Source organism: Bacteroidota bacterium (genome assembly GCA_016194975.1).
Lineage (GTDB): Bacteria > Bacteroidota > Bacteroidia > Palsa-965 > Palsa-965.
The window spans coordinates 230,400-248,796 of sequence record JACQAM010000022.1; the positions used below are offsets into that span (position 1 = coordinate 230,400).

Below are 18,397 nucleotides of genomic sequence, written 5' to 3' on the forward strand. Positions count from 1 at the left end.
TTGCAGCGCTACGCTCTCAATGACCACCGCACGATTCCGGTATGAAAAAAATATATGTCAACAAGAAAAATATTATTCTGGTTAATGCCGCCACTTTACATACTGGCGGGAATCTATCATTTCATCAATCCTGAATTCTACAACAGATTAATGCCGCTGTGGATCCCGCAGCATTCATTGCTCATCTTCGTAAGCGGAATAATTGAAATTCTGCTTGGAGTTTTTTTATATCCTTTACAAACAAGAAAAATTTCCGCCTGGCTCATTATCGCCATGCTCGTCGTTTTCTTTTTTCTCATTCACATCCCGATGACGATATCTTTTTATGGAACCAATGAGAAATGGTTCTGGATCTCTGTCGTGAGAATTCCGCTACAGTTCTACCTGATCTGGTGGGCGAAAAAATTTACAAGAGTACGAATTACGAATTGATCGAGTATTCGAATCGGACCCCGGCACTTATTAACTCATTTTTAGGATAACAGATTCGCCAGTCCGCAGGTAATTTATTCCCCGATTCAACACAATTTCAACCGAGCAATACATTTCCCGATATAACGGTCTGTAGGTAGAAGAGAAGTTTGAATTCTTCTTGCGTAACGGATACTGCTGAGTAACTCTTTGTTTTTTTCTTCGATGATCTCTTTCTGCAATTCAATTTTTTTATTTGCCGAAAGAATCTCCCGCCCCTGGAAAAGTGTGAACTGGAGCAACCGGAACAGAATGATAATAACACAAATAAGCACCATCAGAATCATAAATATTTCAGTCGGTTTTTTTCCGGTCAGGTAAGATCCCCAACTGATCATTCCCAACGCAATGACCAGCGTAACGAGAAGATCGCCGCGATGAGTGGAAGAAAGTACATTGGCGCCGATGAAGGTTATTCCAATAAGAAATCCCGGTGAATTAGGTCCGGCAAACCAACAGATCAGAAATAAGTTGAAGGAATTCAGTAATGCAGAACTTATTTTGAAGAAACGCTGTTGGTCAAAATGAATACCCAGTTTCAGAAAACCAATGCCTATAGATAAAAACAAAAACCAAACGCCAATGCAAGCCCATTTGTTAGTTGCGGTCACCGCAACAGCTGCGATGAGAAGAATGCTGGTAAGCGGAAATACGGCAGAAACGAATCCCACTCTTTGCGTATGCGTTAAAAAATCAGATTCTTTTTCTTTCATGAGGAATGGAATTAAAATGTGGCATCAGTACTTTGCTAACTGAAATATATTCCGGGTCTCTTCCTCTAATCTACAAAACATCACCACGAAAACACCCGAACTTTTCGTAATTTTCTTTAATAAGTAATTCCCGCATCCGTAATTCGCATATCTGTACGATTGGTAATTCACCCCCCTCACTCCACTGCACAAACAAAAACTCTCGACTCTTTATTTCCTTTCTGTTTGTACAACGAACGGAATCCGACATCAGCAATGATGAAATTCATTCCCGGCGAACGGTATTCCTCCACCACATTTTTTATATCGAAATCTTTCAGTTCACTTTCGTTGTTGTAACGAATGTAAACACGCAGATCAAAATCAGTGTCCAATAATTTTTCTCCGTTGTATTCTTTGCCAAGTGTATGTTGCAGCTTTTTCAGTTTCTTGTAAGAATATTTATAGTTGTAGGTCAATGCAGAAATATCGGAGAGCACAGCACTCCCGGTTGGATGCGCGCCCGCGCCCTTGCCCGTGAACACCTGCGTGCAGGAAAATGCGCCTTCTACTTCTATGCCGTTGTACTCGTAAAGAATTTTAAAAAGTTCATCGTTTGCTTTTACAAACCGCGGCATCACGTACACGCGGAAAGCATCTCCCGCTTTTGCAGCGCTCGCCACTAATTTTATGCGCAAACCTTTTTCGCGCGCGTAGCGGATGTCGTTGAAAGTTATATTCTGAATTCCGAGCGCGAGTACATTTTCCGGTTTGAGAATCACACCGAAGGCATGCACACTCAACAAGCATAATTTGTAAAGTGTATCGAATCCTGCAACATCGAGCCATGGATCGATCTCGGCAAAACCACTTTTCTGCGCGTCTTTAAGCACATCAGAATAATCTTTGCTTTCCAGTTCCATCCGGGTGAGAATGTAATTGGTGGTTCCGTTTAAAATTCCACGCAGCGAACTGAGCAACTCATTGTCATAATATTCTTCGAGCGTGCGGATGATGGGAATACTTCCGCCGGCCGATCCCTCGTAAATGAGCGCCACATTATTTTCCTGCTGTAGTTTGTACAATTCTTCGAAATAAGACGCCAGCATTTTTTTACTTGCACTCACCACCGAAGTTTTATTTTCCATCGCACGCTTCACGATCTTAAAAGCTTCTTCAGTATCGTTGATCATTTCCACCACCACGTCGAGATCGTTGCGATCAAGAATATCATTCTTATCGTAAGTAATGAGCGACATTTCCACCGATCTTTTTTTCTTCGGATCCTTCACGCAGATCCGGCTGATGTCGGCCTGCAAAACTTCTGAGTGATTGAGTACATCGTACAATCCCTGTCCCACGCATCCGAACCCGAAGAGCGCTACTTTTATTTTGTTGTTATCTGTCATGATTGGTTGATTCAGTTTATTCGTTGGTTGTATTTGTTAAGTTGATTAAGGTTAAATAAAATCCATTGGTAAATTATAGATGCAATCCGCATTCCGTTTTATTCCTGTTCACCCATCTTCCTTCGCGCCCTCTTCCTTTTACAGTGCAGTGAATGCAGCCGACAGAGGCGAATCCGTGCGTGACGAGCGGATGTGATGGTAAATTATTTTTCTTCATGTAACTCCTGGCGTCTTCAAAAGTAAAATCGATGATCGGGTAAAACTTGATGATCCCGTCTTTCTCTTCGAAGATCTTCATTTTTTTCCGGTAAGAATTCTGCGATTGCATCAGTCCGGAAACCCATATCCGGAAATCGGGTTTTATTTTATCGAGCGGTTCTACTTTATTGATGGAGCAGCACAGGTCAGGATCTTTCGACCAGGTCTGATCTTCATTGGTGAATTTGTTTTTCCATTCTTCAGGCAATACCGTGATCACATCGAGATTCAGCAATGATTCCAATTGATCTTTGTACTGCAGTGTTTCTGCAAAATGATAAGTGGTATCGAGAAAATGAATTTTCTGTTTTGGATTTTCTTTGCTGAACAAATGGAGAAGAATAGCCGACGTAGTACCGAATGATGAAGTAAAAAGCACGCGATCAAAATCGTTGTACAATTCTTTCACGCGTTGTCCCGGCGTCAACAGAATATATTTTTCGTTCAATTCCCCGATCGTCATTTTACAAAGGTCGTAATCAGGATGCGGATACTGATGATGATCACCACAAATCCTACAAGGATCAATCCGTTCCGTACTGAAATTTTTGTTGATAGCCACACCGAGATGGGCGCTGCGATAGCCGCACCAATGATCAGTCCGAGAATTATTTCCCATTGCCCGATGCCCAGCAAACAGATGTAAGTGATCGTTGCCATGAGCGCAACAAAAAATCTTGCCGCGTGCGCACTCCCGATCGTGTAACGCAGGTCGCGCCCGCCTGCGACGAGCGTCGAAGTCACGATTGGCCCCCATCCGCCTCCGCCCGCAGCATCGAGAAATCCTCCTGCGGCAGCAAGCGGCCAGATCCGATTGAATTTTTTCTTCTGGATGATGCGCGATACAATGGCTTTACGCAGAATGAGAATTCCCAATACGAGTGTGTAAACAGCGACGACAGGTTTTACATAGAACATATATTTTTTCAGCAACGATAATGTGCATGCGCCGATGATCGCACCAATTGCGCCGGGAACAAAAAGATTTTTGAAAAGTTTTACGTTGATGTTGCGATAGCGCATGTAAAAAAGCGAAGAAGCTCCCGTTGTAAAAATTTCGCTGGCGTGCATGCTCATACTCGCGATCTGCGGTGCAACACCAAATGAAAGTAAAAATGTAGTTGTGCTCACACCATAAGCCATTCCCAGTGCGCCATCAATCATCTGTGCAATAAATCCGCCGAGTATCCACCACAGGATTTGCGAATCGACGGAAGAAAATAATCCGACAGTTGCATTCCCGATCGAATGAAAGGGAATAATTGTGAAGAGAAGATGGCCGGTGATCAGCAACGCAAGAATGGAAATGGAATAAAGAAAAGCGGTTCTCACCCGACGGCGGAAAACTTTTTTCTTGTCTTTGCGCTCGATAAGAATTGCCGTGGCTTTGTTCAGCACTTTTACTTTTTCGGCGAAATCACCGCGGAGCGTTGTTCTTAGTTTGTTGAGCTGATTGATGGAATCATTCGTTTCAGCCGGAATATTTTCATCCAGCACTTCACGCAAACGTTTAGCAAGTGTCGGCGATTTTCCATTGGTAGAGATCGCAATTTTCAAATCTCCTTTGCGCACGACAGACGACAGATAAAAATCACAAAGCTCCGGCGTGTCAGCCACATTCACAAGCAGATTTCTGCGATGCGCTTCTTCCGCGAGTTCTTCAGAAGCAAGACGATCGTTGATAGCAATGAAAACAAGATCGGTCTCGTCAAAATCCATAATGATCGCTTCTCTTTCAAATAGAATGAGATTTGTGAACTCTCTTGAAATATCGACGATCTCTTTGCTGATATCTGTTGCAACGAGCGTGATAGCAACCGATGGACTATTCGATAGAATGGCCTGCAGTTTTTCCAACGCAACATTCCCCCCGCCAATGAGCAGCACACGCAGTTCTTCCAGTTTCAGAAAAACAGGGAAAAGTTCATTCGATTCCGTTTCGGTTTCTTTCTCTTTCAATTCCACTTCGTATGGGACTGCAAAATTCATATTTTTTCGCTTAGGAATTACGATTGCAGCAAATGATCTTCGAGCGAAAGTAAATAAGCTGCCTGCGGATTTTTCCGCACCACTTCGCCAATGACGATCACTGCAGGAGCGCCGATATTTTCTGCTTCTACTGCGTGCACGATCGTATCGATGGAACCGATCGCAATTTTTTCTGAAGGCAATGTTCCGTCCTGTATCACCGCAACCGGTAAATTTCCGCGGCCAAACGACTGATAAATTTTTATGATCTCAGGAAGTTTTTTCAAACCCATCAGGATAACTACCGTTGCTTCTGATTTTGCAGCGAGTTTTACATCTTCCGGAACTTTTCCCTGTCCGACCGTGCCGTCCGGGCGGGTTTCTGAATTTCTTCCCGTGATCACCCAAAAACTTTCACTTATTCCGCGATGCGTAACAGGAATTCCCTGTGAAGCAGGAACGCCGATGGAACTGGAAATGCCGGGGATCCATCCTACAGGAATATTGAACGATTCTGCGAATTCAATTTCTTCTATGCCGCGGCCGAATACAAATGGATCTCCGCCTTTTAGGCGCACTACGTGCCCGTGTGTGTACGCGTAATCGACCAGCAGCGTGTTGATCTGTTCCTGTGTGTAGGAATGTTGTCCGTCGCGTTTCCCGACAAAAACTTTTTTCGAATTCATCGGCGCATATTTCAGCAATTCTTCATTCACGAGCGCATCGTAAAGAACAACATCGGCATCACCAAGTGCATTGATGCCTTTGAGTGTAATGAGTTCTGCATCGCCCGGGCCTGCGCCTACGAGCGTGATCTTTGGTTGTCTATTTTCGTATGACATTGTTTCGAGTTTTGAGTTAATGATTTTTACGTTTGAAAAAATGGTTGATGATGTTTTTCATTTTCAGTTGAGATTCAAGTTGGATAATTCTTTTTGTTGTTCGCGATAGTTTTCTACAGTGAAAACAAATTCTTTTGCATCGTTCAGATAGATCCGTGCAAACAATTCCGTTGCCGCATGGCGATTGAAGCGAAGAACATATTCACTGAAATTATTTACCGAACGGAAAGCGGGATGTTCTCCATAATTTTTTTCAAAATCGGACAACACGCCGTGATGCGTATTCACCAAAACATTTTTGTCGAGCAACAATGCTTTCGCGGCGTGAATGAATGCGTTGTAAGCGGTGTACAAAGCGTCTGAATATTTTTTCTCATTAAAATTTTCTTCTGAAGCGGCAAGTGCATCTTTTGCTTCGAACAACAGTGTAGAAACAAGATCAATCTTCACGCCCGCGCACTCGCCTGTGCCTATCGCCGTTTCAAATTTTGTTTCCTGTCCCCAGTCTATGAACTCCTCGTCGCTAAGTGAAGTTGTGTCTGCAACCGGTTTTAGTAAATGATAGAAATAATTTTTTCCGGCGCGGTCATAATAATCGTTGAACGATTCATTTTTCGAATTCACTTCGAAATCGGAAAGAAGAATTCTCAACACGGCAGGAGCGCGCTTCGAGGGAAATTTGATCACCTTCTCTGCAATTCTTCCAGGGCCACTGCCCGTTGCTCCACCACCGAGTAAAAGCTGCAGGGCGGGAATAACATGCTCGCCGGCTTTCTGCGAACTTCCGTGAAAACCGATCTGGGCGAGCCCATGTTGTCCGCAACTGTTTATGCAGCCGCTGATCCTGATGCGGATATTTTTTTCTGCAACGAGATGCGGAAATTCTTCGCTGATTATTTTTTCCAGTTCGGCGGAAACGCCGGTGCTGTTGGAAATTCCGAGATTACACGTGTCGGTTCCCGGGCAGGAAGTTATATCTCCGAGTGCATCTGATCCGGATGAAGCAAGCCCCAGGTTTTTCAGCTCATGAAATAATGCGGGCAATGCATTTTTAGGAATGAAACGAAGAAGAAAACTCTGTCCCGGAGTGATGCGGATATCTTTCGACGCATAACGCTCCGCAATTGCGGAAAATTTTCTTGCAAGCACTGAAGAAATATTTCCCTGCGGGATTTTTACACCGGCAGCAAAACTATTTTTCTGTTTCTGCTCCCACACATTTGCTTTCAGCCAGGAAGAATATTCGCTGGTTCCCGAAATGCGGAAGGTGGTAAAAACCTCCGCATGGTTATTTTCAAAGATCGCTTCTGCCGGCTTCACTGAAGAAATAAAATTTCCCGGCACTTTTCTTTCTTCTGCTGCAAGACGAAGAATTTCGCTGAGGCCGATCTTGTCCACGAGATATTTTAACCGCGCTTTGTGACGGTTGTTTCTTTCGCCATAGCGATCGAATACCCGGAGAACAGATTCTGTGAATGGAATAATTTCATTGGCCGGCAAAAATTCAAAAGCCGTTTCTGCGGGGAATGGTTGTGCGCCGAGCCCTCCGCCGATCAGCACTTTGAATCCTCGGATTATTTTATTTCCGGAAATTTCTACGCGCGGAATAAAACCAAAATCGTGAATGAAAGTGAATGCAGAATCTTTTTCAGAAGAAGAGAATGCAATTTTTATTTTGCGGCCCAGGTCCTGGCCAACAGGATTGCGCAAAAAATAACGGAACAATTCATCAGCGTAAGGCGTTACATCGAACGGTTCCTCCGGATCAATTCCTGCCGAAGGAGAAGCGGTTACATTTCTCACTGTGTTTCCGCACGCCTCGCGCAAAGTGATCCCTTCTTCTTCGTAACCGCGTTCGAGTTTTTCCCAGAGCTCCGGCGTATCGTCAAGTGAAATGTGATGCAGCTGAATATCCTGACGCGTGGTAAGGTGAAGATTCCCATTGGAGAATTCATCGGAGAGCGATGCGATGCGGCGCAACTGACCGGGAGAAATTTTTCCGTACGGAATTTTTATGCGCACCATCTGCACGCCTTGCTGGCGCTGGCCGTACACGCCGCGCGCGAGACGGAGCGAACGGAATTTTTCAGGATCCATAGTTCCATTGCGGAAAAGCCGGATCTTTTCTTCGAGATCAATAATGTCGCGTTCTACAAGCGTTGTTTTGTCCGTTGTAATATTTTCGAGTTCTGTTCTGAAGCTTTGCATGTCAGAGAATTTTTAGATTATTTTTTATCGGAGCCGGCCATTGGCCAACCCGTTGTTGCTTTGTTGATATTCCTGGTTTCGCACTGATCTGTAATTCGTATATCCGTATGATTCGTAATTCGCAAAAGAAAAAGCCCTCTCGTTTTACCGGGAGGGCTTCGCTCAACACACCAACAATCAACTTCACGACGAATACAACACTCCCGGGCTACTGCGCATGCAGCAGCACATACACATGCTTGCGCACATGTAAGTGGAGTGGAAGTGGTTCGTCGCAGTTTTCATGTTGATTCTCTTTGAAATATTTTTTTGTGAGTTGGTATTAAAAGGGAAAAGCTTCTCCGCATAACGGAAAAGCTTTTCTTATTGATTGGCAATTCCGGTTAAGGTATGATCATGCAACACATGTTGCAGTTGATCTTTGATTGGTTATGGAATTGCGGTGTTTTCATGTTTACCGGCGCAAATATAATGCGGAAAAACAATACGGAGCAAGTTTCAGCGAAAATAATTCTGAATCACTTCACTTTATCGAATGTAGCAACCGGACGGAAGAGCCCGCGGCGATCGAGATTTTTCAGTTGATCCGGTGTGGCCGCCACTACGTAATAGGTCTGATCGGAAGATCGTGTGAATGGAGTAACGCATGAAAAAACGCCGGTGGAATCTACGGTTGATTTTTTTTCATCCATGCGGTCCGACATTTTTCTTTTTTCGTCTTTAGGCAACGAAGGAACAGCGATCGACAATTTATTTTTGTGCAGCGTGATCTGCATTACTTTCCATTCCTCTTTATTATCGGCCGTAATATTTTTCATGCTCAGCCAGTAATCGCCGTTGAAAATTTTGAGCACGGTATCTTTCCCCAGTTTGTAAACCTGTGTGTTACGCGTGACGATCGTTGCAGAATCATTATTCATTTTTTCCACGTAACGGTCTTCTCCTGCTTTGAAATAATACTTTCCGTTTTTGCCTTTCGATAAACCAATTTTGGAAGTATCAGCAATGGGAATAGTGATGCGCGTGGGCCGAATGAGTGTCATGGAATTTGCGCGCACATAAAGAGAATCGTTGTTGCTCACATAATCGCCCTGCAGGGAAGCGGGAACTTCTTTGAGTGCAGGAACAGAATTCGGTTGTTGTGTTGTGAAACGAACGTCGCCTTCGCAGGAAAAAAGAAGAAGGCAGGAGGCAGAAAGCAGTAAGCAGTAAAGAGAAGTTGTGCAGCGGAGATGCATTGTGCGTGATTAGGTAAGTAAATCTATGTAAAAATCGTGCCAATGAAATTCAAGAATTCAAAGATTCAAGATTCAAAGATTCAAGGATTGGGAAATTCAATTATTGGGCCGTGGTATAAGAGGCTGTTTAAATTTCATCCTTCTGTTTTGTTATGCGCCATTTTTGTTCATCCTTCCCTGCCCGCCCACGCACGACCCATTTTCCTTTAGCAGGCGGGGTTGCATTTCTTGGCCGTAGTCGCTCCACTATGGCCTGCTGCACCTATGCCGTTTTTTACTATATTCACTATGGCAAATTAACCCTCTAATCCTTCTTCACATGAAAAAATTCTACTCCATCCTATTATTTGCATGCGCAACTTTTTTTGCAAACGCAACGCAGCATACGATATTCGTTTATTGTACAGGAATAAATCCTACGACTACCACCGCAGTTTGCGGCGACAGTATAAAATGGACCTGGGGCGGATGTTCAGACAGCGTTAGATCTACCCTCATTCCTGCTTGTGCTACTCCATGGTACTTTCCGATCAACACTACAACTCCTGTTTACACGGTAGTTCCCTGTGCGGGCAATTATAATTTTACGTGCTATTGCAACACCAGTTATTATTCAGGAATAATTGTTGTTTCCTGTTCTTCTCCTCTTACTGTTACCACTTCGCACACGAATGTTTTGTGTAACGGGCAATGCAACGGAACGGCTACGGCAACAGCAAGCGGGGGAACTGCGCCTTATACTTACTCATGGTCACCCGCAGGAGGAACAGCGCCAACTGCACCGGGATTGTGCGCCGGCAATTACACCGTTACAGTTATGGATGCTGTTGGTGCGACAGCCACTTCTACAGTTGCCATAACACAACCAACACCGCTCGCAGTAACTCCATCGCAGGTGAATGTTACCTGTAATGGTAATTGTAATGGAGTTGCTCAGGTAATTGTTTCCGGTGGTACGCCGGGTTATACTTATTCGTGGGCGCCTACAGGAACAACCACCTCTACTGCCAGCGGACTTTGCCCGGGCAGCTATACGTGTACGATAGCGGATGCGAATGGTTGTACTATAACACAAACCTTCATAATCACCCAGCCAACAGCGCTCAGCGTTAATACTTCAACTGTTCCTGCTTCCTGTAGTTCCTGCTGTGATGGATCTGCCTCTGCAATTGCAACGGGTGGAAATCCTGCTTACACGTACGTGTGGTCGCCGGGCGGACAAACGACAGCAACGATCACCAATCAATGCATAGGATCTTATACTTGTTGTGTGACGGATGCGAATGGATGCATGTCTTGCCAGGTGGTGACAATCACATTTACGACCGGCGTGCAGGATCCGTCAGTAAAAAGTAATCTGAATTTATTCCCGAGCCCGGCCACTGAATTTCTGACGGTGAAAGAAACATTTGCAAATTCTGTTTCTGCAACGATCACGGTTTCAAATATTCTTGGCGAAACTGTTTTCACGAAATCAGTTTCCGCAGCAGTCGAATTGAATGAAACGATAAATCTTGCAGGGTATGATCCGGGAGTTTATTTTATTTCCGTAAAAACTTCTTCCGGAACTTCCACGCGGAGATTTGTGAAAGAGTGAAAAGCAGAAGGCAGCAGTAGTTGTCAGCGGCAGTCTGAATTTGAAAAATGTTTGACGTTTGATGAAAAGCCACGAAGTTCAAAGGAAGTCACAGGAGAAAATTTAAAGTGATGCAGTGACAACGCTTAGCCCCGGTGCATGCATTTCCCGAATACGTTCGGGATTGCATGCGACGGGAACGCAGAAAATTCAGTGAGCAGAAGTTGCGCTCCTAAAAAAAATTCAGAAAAAAAATTGAAATCAATTTCTCCGGTGATTCTTCACGTACTCCGTCATGTAATCGACGATCGTTTTTGTTTCGGTGCCGGGAGGAAATAATTTTCCGACTCCCATTTCATTCAGCTTTTTCATATCGGCATCGGGAATAATTCCTCCGCCGGTGAGCAGCACATCGCCGAGATTTTTTTCTTTCATGAGTTTCATGATCTTCGGAAAAACGGTCATGTGCGCGCCCGAGAGAATACTTACGCCAATCACATCCACATCTTCCTGCAGCGCGGCATTCACCACCATCTCGGGAGTTTGACGAAGGCCGGTGTAAATAACTTCCATCCCCGCATCGCGCAAAAAACTTGCAATCACTTTTGCTCCGCGGTCATGCCCGTCGAGGCCAACTTTTGCAACGAGAACACGGATGGGACGATTCATTTGGTAAAGATAAGAGTTGTCAGTTGTCAGTGTCAGCGGCAGTTGTCAGCGTTAGTGTAAACGTTTTTATTCGGTTATAAACAGATATAAATTTATTCCAAGGACACGTTCTGAATCCTGACAACTGACAACTGAATCCTGACAACCGCCGCTGACAACTGTAAACTTCCTAAGCTAATTTCAGAACATTCCTCTTGAAAAACACCTGGCTGAGAATCATCATTCCTGTTCCGATGAGAAATAACATGAGCGGGCGAAGCAGAAATGCGGTATCGCTGAATGCGAGATTTCTCCAATAGATATCGTAAAATCCCTGGATGCTCCAGTAGTTGACGGAGAAGAGCGACATTTTCTGCATAAACGCAGGCATGAGAAAAGTGGGAATCATACTTCCACCGATGGCCGACATGGAAAGCACGATGATGGAAGAAAGCATTTGCACCTGCTGGCGACTTTTTGCAATGGAAGCGAGGAACATTCCGAATCCTGCGCAGGCGTAGGCGGTGGTGAGCATCATGAGTAGGAGCGCAGGAACATTTTTTCCGAGATCGAGATGAAATGCATATGATGCGTAGAGAAACAAAACAGAAAGCTGCATAAGCGCGAGCAGGATAGATGCAATAGTTTTTCCGAGGAGAATGTGAATGGATTTAACCGGCGAATAAAGCAAACGTTTTAAAGTTCCGTTCTCTTTTTCTTCGAGCATGCCTGCGCCCATTGCAGCGAGTCCGAATAAAAGCATCATCACCGCAGTACCGGCAACCGCTTGTATCAATCCGGGACTACTTTGTTTTTCTTCTACAACAGATGACATTTCAATATTGATAGGCGGGCCGCCGCTGTTATCACCGCCGCCGAAATTTGAAGCGAACATGTTCTGCATATTTGATTTTGCTGAAGAGTCGAGTGGGGCGCCGCCGTTCATCTTCTCTACTTTTTTCATTACACGTTTCATCACAAAATCTTTTCCTATCATGCGCATGAGACTGCTCATGAGCGCCTGCTGCATCATTCCTGTTTCTGCTGCTTTAGAAGGATCGTATTTCATTTCGAGTGGCAGGGGATTTGCATTCTCCAGCGAATCGCCGAAACCTTTATTGAAAATGAGCAATTCACTTTCTTCCCCGGTTTTCACAAGACGTGTTCCGGAGTCGAGCGGAATTCTTGTAACAGAAATATTTTTCAGCGAATCGATTTGTGTGATAATGTCTTTGCTGCTTTTCGTCTGATCGAGATCGGCCACGAGCAAATTCATTGGTTTGGCATTGTGTTCGCGTTCTCCGCCAAAAGCCATTGCGAAAATGGAGATGAGCGCAACAGGCATGAAAAAAGTCATCAGCAGTGCACGGCGATCGGTGATGAAAAGCTTAATGTCTTTGAGAGCGATTTTTATCATGGGAGGATTACTTGGTGGAAGGATTACGGATTTAAACTGATGTAAGGATGATTGTCAGACTGAGCTTGTCGAAGGCTGACTAATCTCTCAATTGTTTTCCCGTGAGTTTTAAAAAGATGGTTTCGAGATTTACTTTTTGAATGTCAATGTGCGAAAGTTCGAGCCCGGCTTCGGCGCACTGATTGATGGCGCGTGGAAGATCGGACCGAAGATCGTTGCTGGCAAAAATAATTTCTCCGTCAGAAAGTGTGTATTCTCCTTTGAGATGATCTTTTATTTTCTGTTCCGTTCCATTACCGGCATTTGTGTAGCGTACAAGAATGGATTCTTTCATTTTCGAAAAATCTCTCAGCTCTTTTAAAGTTCCCTGCACAATGATCTCTCCTTTGTCAATGATCCCGATACGATCGCAGAAACGTTCTGCTTCTTCCATGTAATGTGTGGTGTACACAATGGTCATTCCTCGCTTGTGTAATTTTTCCACCACTTCGAAAATGAGATTGCGGCTCTGCGGATCGATACCAACTGTGGGTTCATCCATGAAAAGAATTTTCGGTTCGTGTAAAAGTGCGGAGGCGATGTTGATGCGGCGTTTCATTCCGCCGGAATAATCTTTCACTTTATCATTTTTCCTGTCGGAGAGCCCGAGCAGTTCAAGCGTTTCATCAATTCTTTTATTCAGCAGATTTTTTTCCACGTCATACAGTGAGCCCCAGAATTCCAGATTCTGCAGTGCAGTGAGTTTATCATACAAAGCGATCTCCTGCGGAACAACGCCGATTATTTTTTTGCATGCAGTTTTATTTTTATCGAGCGGCATTCCGTTGATCATGATCGTTCCGCTGTCCGGATCGAGAATGGTGCTGATGATGGAAATGGTTGTTGTTTTTCCCGCGCCGTTTGGTCCGAGCAAACCGTAGAATTCTCCGTCGGCAATGGAGAAAGAAATTCCATTGAGCGCCACCTGTGTGCCGTAGGATTTTTTTAGATCTTTTACTTCTATCATGAGGGAGGATTACGGATTTATACGAAGACTACGCCCGCCTGCCAATGCGAGGGCTTGCGCTGCTGCGGGCAGGGATTACGAATTACGCGAATATACAAATTACGCTATACGGAGTAGCACAAATTGTCTGCCTGCCGGGCGGCCTGATAAATTGTAAATCGTACAGTACAAATTGTACATTTACTGCGGTTGTTTTCTCAGTACTAACAAACTCAAAAAAAATTGTCATGGAACACATCAATCATTACACCAATCTGGTGGAAGAAGTAATCCGCGATCTCGGCGTAGATCCGGCAACTGCACGCGGTGAAAAACCCGGTACTTGGAATATGCGCCTTGGTTCTGCAAACGTTTGGATCGATGTTTGGCAGTCGAAAGACAAAGATGGAAATCCCGTTGACGGAGGATACATGCAGATCATGGCTCCCATTTGTGAAGTGCCTGTAGAAAACCAGGCGGCATTCACCAAAGAATTACTCGAGATCAATCACACGCTTTACGGAGTGGGTTTCACTATTTTCGAAAAGTGGGCGTACATCAAAGCGATCCGCGAACTCGAAGGACTCGACAAATCGGAAGTGCGCGCAACATTTGACCGTATCGGAATTTATGCCGATGATTATGATGATGTGTTGAAAGCGAAATACTGGCCGGCGCAGGGTGGAAGGGGGTAACAGCGGCCGTCCGACCGGGTCATCCCCGTCCGTACCGGCACGGGCGGGCGGGCGGGAAGTTGTAAGCGGCAGCAGGCAGAATGCATTAGATTAAAAAGCACAAGGGAAGAGATTCGGGAAATCGGGTCTCTTTTTTATTGCCGTAGACACAAGTTGTGTAATAGCACAACCTCCATTTGTTCCCGCCAATTATTACTCATTATCAATTATACATTATTCATTAACATACTCCGGGAATCCCACTGAAAAAGTGGTCCCTTTATCTTTCGCTGTTTCAAACCAGATGGTTCCATTGCAACTCTCCACAATATTTTTTACCATCGCAAGTCCTAATCCCATTCCTGTGGTCTTGGTCGTGAAATTTGGAACAAAAATTTTATCGAGCACTTCATCTGCAATTCCATGGCCGTTGTCTTTCACTGCCACAATGAAATTTTTTCCGTGCCGGGAAAGTGTAACCTCTATTTTTCCTTTGCGGTCTTCGGGAATGGCCTGTATCGCATTGCGGAATAAATTATTGAACACACGAAGCAATTGTTCCTTGTCAGCAAAAATTATTGCCGTGTTGATCCCATTGTCCTTGAAAGTAAAATCCGTACGCTCGCTGGTTTCATGAAAAAGATCGATTGCATTTTTTACCAATGAGCGCAGGTCCATTTCTTCATTGCTCGGTTTCGGCATTTTTGCAAAATCAGAAAATGCTCCTGCAATGGAAGAAAGCGTATCGATCTGTTCGAGCATTGTTTTCGTCAACCGTTCTACTTTCTGATCGATGTCGGGCGCCTTGTCGCGGTACGCACGCTCGAGCAGTTGTATGCTCAGGCGCATAGGCGTAAGCGGATTTTTTATTTCGTGCGCCACCTGCTTCGCCATTTCTCTCCACGCACTTTCTCTTTCGCTCTGTGCAAGTAACTCCGCGCTCGTGGCGAGTTCCATGATCATGCGGTTGTATTCGCTCACGAGCGATCCTATCTCGTCTTTATTTTTCCATTCGATCTGATCCGATTTTCTTCCGAGTTTCACCTGGCGCATTTTATCCTGTATCAATCGCAGTGGATGCGTGAGATAATTGGAAATGAAAATTGCCGCGAGAACAGAAAGAGCAAAAAGGAAAACGTACACGTTAATGAGCGCAACGAGGAAGGAAGAAATTTCTTTCTGGAGATCACTTTGTTTTGCGAAGTAGGGAAGATTGATATACGCCTGCACATTTCCGTTTCCGTCTTTGAGCGGAAAATACGCGGAGAGATAAGCGAGGTTACCGATGTTCTCATCGTGAATGAATTCCGATTGTTTGCGGATGCTGAGTTGCGTATAAGCTTCAGGATTCATTTTCCTTCCCGTCAATCCTTCGTCGTAAATTTTCGGGCGCGATGTGGCGTAGAGATTTCCCTTTACATCGAACAGGTTGATGTCGGTGAAAAAAGTATTGGAAAGAATTTTCAGAACATAAGTAGCGTAGTCGCGGTAATTGTCCCTGAGTTTTGTGTCTGCAAGTTTTTCCTCCACTTCAAGGATCACAGAATGCCCTTTCTCTTCGATGATCTCGCTGTTCTTCGCCTGATATTGTTGTTTGATGTAATAAATGGATCCTCCTCCGAAAAGAGCGAGAGAAACTAAAACGATGATCACCAGTACAAGCTGTATCCTGTATTTGAAACTGAGATTTGAAAAAGTAAATCCAACCGTGAGGATCTGTCGAAGTGAAAGTGCCGCGATGAGCAGTAAACTGAAAATGGCGAAGATGTAGGAAAAACTGGTTGTTACATTCAGCCAGTCTTCATCGGGTTTACTGAGAATGACCACCGTTTCTTTATCGGGACGATGCACTAAATGACACCACCCGTCTATTTCATGAAATTTATTCAGCGCATTATCTTTCCCGAACTGATCTTGCGCAAGCGAATATTGGAATTTTCCGGAATGGCCCACGAGTTGCCCGTTCTTGTATTTCGCATAAGAATAATTCTGCAGTTTCTGGTTGATGCCCAACTCGCGATCGAGTAATAATTCCGGGAAACCAATTTCTTCCGACATCAGTTTTGAATCGAGCTCAACGATGAGCGTTCCGCGGCCGAGAAAACTTTCATGCCCCGGTTCCTGCAGGATAAGTTTCACCAGATAACTGATGCGGCCGGATGTACTGTTGAGGTAATAAAAATTCTGGCTGAACGTGGGAACGCCGAATTTCTCAATGAGCTCATCGTACTTCGTGATGTTGTCGGAAAGCACTCCGTTCCCTTTGAGCATGGGCGTGCACATCGTATCGAAGAAAGAAACTTTTGTTTCGTAGCGGTCCCAGTATCCCGAAAAATATTGTTGCTTCACTCTTTTCTCGAATAAACTGAAATCTGCACCGGGCGGTTGCGACAAACGAATAAGCGCAGTATCGTGCGCCAATTTATTTTCAAATTCAGTAAAGAGATGTTCGCCTATAGGATCTTGTTCCGCCGCAATTTTTTCTGCAAAGAGTTCACGGCTGTCGTGTTCTTTGTGCATGCTTTCCTTGAGCAGCATGTGGGTTGTGTAGAATGCAAAAATGAAAACGAGAAAAACAATAAGAGAGAAAGTGTAAGTCGTTTCATCAGGATCTTTTCTCCACAGCATCAGGATGAGGATCACTGCGTAGGGCCACATATCGGCAATGAGATCCACATTTCCGAAAAGATGAAGAACGCCGGCTTGCAGGAGCGCTGCGGCAATAAAAATATTCCATCGCGTAGCAGGAGAAATAAAAAGATGCTGGAATACACGCACGCAACGGTCAACGACAATAAAAAATCCCGAGAGCAGGATCGCGATCAAACCGAAACCGGTATAGCTGTACCTGTTCAACCCGAAAAGATCATTCACATTAAAAGAGATGTCGGAATTTTTCACCAGCCCGATGATCATTCCATTGATGGCCCAGGTGCAGAATGAAGGAACGCAGAGCAGCAGTAAACCGAGAATGATCCTGTTCACCGGCTTCATGGTTTTCGGGAAAGAAACTTTGCGGAGATGCTTTGTGAATTTCACGCAAATGAAAAGTAAAAGCACTGCATTGATGATGAAATCACCGAGATTGGAATTCCAGAACGATTCTGCATCGCCGTAATCTTTCGGGCCGAAGAGTGCAAGATCATAGAAGGAAGAAGGAAAATGGATCCTGATGGAAAGAAAACGCAACAGCACCAGCGAAGCGACGAAGATCAGAAATGAACCGTTTTTACCAATGGAATTTTCCAGCTCTTTACTTTCACGGTCAAGAAAAAAAAGAAGCAGAATGAAACCAATGACGTTGAATGCAATGTTGAGTCCGAGTTGCCAGAGCGGAGTTTCCGGCGGCCCCTGCGATTTGAAGACGAGTGAGAATAAATATTTTCCGTCGGAGCCCTTCACTGCATTGCTTGATCCCGGCGTTCCGGTAGCAATGGAAGATTCCGGAGGAAGCTGAAAATCTTTTTCGAAAGAATTAACGAGGTATTGATTCTCGTAGGAATATTCGTTCTTCAGGCGGATGAGCCCGATATAAGTTCTTCCCTGCTTGTCGGTCCTGTTCTGCGTATCAAACCATCCGTTCTTCAGTTTCACGATGCGATCATCAAGACAAACATCTTTCATTAAATTCTCCACCGAAACAGAATTGTCGGACCAGAATTTCAACGAATCGCCGAAATAAATGTAAAGCACGAATCCGCGGTCGTTGTAAAGTGAATTGTAACGCGGCGGCCTTTCCCGGAAAATATCATCAAAACTTTTTCCCTGCGCCAGTTTCACGAGTGAATCGAGTTCGGTTCGCATCGCGGCCTCTTTTGCATGAAGTGTTTTTTCGAACGATTCTACTGTGGGTTCCGAAGAATTTTCTGAAACGGAAAGTGTGAGCAGGTAAGCCGCAGCAAATGCGGTTGTGGCCAGGATCAGTTTACTGAAACGGTTGGAGAGGAATTGCCCGATGATCCGGAAAAATTGCATGACGAACAAAGTTAACCGTAATCGCAATGCGGGTGC

General features: G+C 44.6%; 14 protein-coding genes. 3 read left to right on the forward strand and 11 right to left on the reverse strand.

Annotation, left to right across the window (positions count from 1 at the left end; all coding sequences use genetic code 11):
* Nucleotides 1–54: 54 nt before the first annotated feature.
* A complete protein-coding gene (locus HY064_14210; GenBank protein MBI3511811.1) occupies nt 55–432 on the forward strand; it encodes a DoxX family protein in 378 nt (125 codons plus the stop codon).
* A gap of 86 nt (nt 433–518) precedes the next feature.
* Here the strand turns inward: HY064_14210 and HY064_14215 are convergent, their stop codons facing one another.
* The 7 genes from HY064_14215 to HY064_14245 all read right to left on the reverse strand — a co-directional run bounded on the left by HY064_14215 (nt 519) and on the right by HY064_14245 (nt 9,086).
* Complete coding sequence (locus HY064_14215) at nt 519–1,184, reverse strand: hypothetical protein (GenBank protein ID MBI3511812.1); 666 nt, start codon at nt 1,182–1,184, stop codon at nt 519–521.
* Nucleotides 1,185–1,360: 176 nt separating this feature from the next.
* Nucleotides 1,361–2,572 carry a homoserine dehydrogenase gene (locus HY064_14220; protein ID MBI3511813.1) on the reverse strand — a complete coding sequence of 404 codons (1,212 nt, stop codon included), beginning with the start codon at nt 2,570–2,572 and terminating at the stop codon, nt 1,361–1,363.
* 73 nt (nt 2,573–2,645) lie between these two features.
* Nucleotides 2,646–3,293, reverse strand: coding sequence for a phosphoadenylyl-sulfate reductase (locus HY064_14225; GenBank protein ID MBI3511814.1), 648 nt, complete (start codon nt 3,291–3,293; stop codon nt 2,646–2,648).
* A complete protein-coding gene (locus HY064_14230; protein ID MBI3511815.1) occupies nt 3,290–4,819 on the reverse strand; it encodes a TSUP family transporter in 1,530 nt (509 codons plus the stop codon). The genes HY064_14225 and HY064_14230 overlap by 4 nt, the downstream gene beginning before the upstream one ends.
* 17 nt (nt 4,820–4,836) lie before the next feature.
* A complete protein-coding gene (cobA, locus tag HY064_14235) occupies nt 4,837–5,640 on the reverse strand; it encodes a uroporphyrinogen-III C-methyltransferase (protein ID MBI3511816.1) in 804 nt (267 codons plus the stop codon).
* Nucleotides 5,641–5,703: 63 nt separating this feature from the next.
* A complete protein-coding gene (locus HY064_14240) occupies nt 5,704–7,848 on the reverse strand; it encodes a HEPN domain-containing protein (GenBank protein ID MBI3511817.1) in 2,145 nt (714 codons plus the stop codon).
* 518 nt (nt 7,849–8,366) lie between these two features.
* Nucleotides 8,367–9,086, reverse strand: coding sequence for a hypothetical protein (locus HY064_14245; GenBank protein ID MBI3511818.1), 720 nt, complete (start codon nt 9,084–9,086; stop codon nt 8,367–8,369).
* Between the two features lie 319 nt (nt 9,087–9,405).
* Between HY064_14245 and HY064_14250 the strand changes: the two genes are divergently transcribed.
* Complete coding sequence (locus HY064_14250) at nt 9,406–10,683, forward strand: T9SS type A sorting domain-containing protein (protein ID MBI3511819.1); 1,278 nt, start codon at nt 9,406–9,408, stop codon at nt 10,681–10,683.
* A gap of 240 nt (nt 10,684–10,923) precedes the next feature.
* Here the strand turns inward: HY064_14250 and HY064_14255 are convergent, their stop codons facing one another.
* The 3 genes from HY064_14255 to HY064_14265 form a co-directional block, all read right to left on the reverse strand.
* A complete protein-coding gene (locus tag HY064_14255; protein MBI3511820.1) occupies nt 10,924–11,331 on the reverse strand; it encodes a cobalamin B12-binding domain-containing protein in 408 nt (135 codons plus the stop codon).
* Between the two features lie 169 nt (nt 11,332–11,500).
* Nucleotides 11,501–12,727: an ABC transporter permease gene (locus tag HY064_14260; GenBank protein ID MBI3511821.1), complete on the reverse strand. Its 1,227-nt coding sequence runs from the start codon at nt 12,725–12,727 to the stop codon at nt 11,501–11,503.
* 79 nt (nt 12,728–12,806) lie between these two features.
* Entirely contained in the window at nt 12,807–13,733 is a 927-nt protein-coding gene (locus HY064_14265; GenBank protein MBI3511822.1) for an ABC transporter ATP-binding protein, read from the reverse strand.
* Nucleotides 13,734–13,960: 227 nt separating this feature from the next.
* Between HY064_14265 and HY064_14270 the strand changes: the two genes are divergently transcribed.
* The gene (locus tag HY064_14270; protein MBI3511823.1) at nt 13,961–14,407 is read left to right on the forward strand and encodes a YbjN domain-containing protein; all 447 of its coding nucleotides are present in this window, start codon (nt 13,961–13,963) and stop codon (nt 14,405–14,407) included.
* A gap of 213 nt (nt 14,408–14,620) precedes the next feature.
* Here the strand turns inward: HY064_14270 and HY064_14275 are convergent, their stop codons facing one another.
* Nucleotides 14,621–18,361, reverse strand: a complete 3,741-nt coding sequence (locus HY064_14275) for a GHKL domain-containing protein (GenBank protein MBI3511824.1) — start codon at nt 18,359–18,361, stop codon at nt 14,621–14,623.
* Nucleotides 18,362–18,397 lie beyond the last annotated feature (36 nt).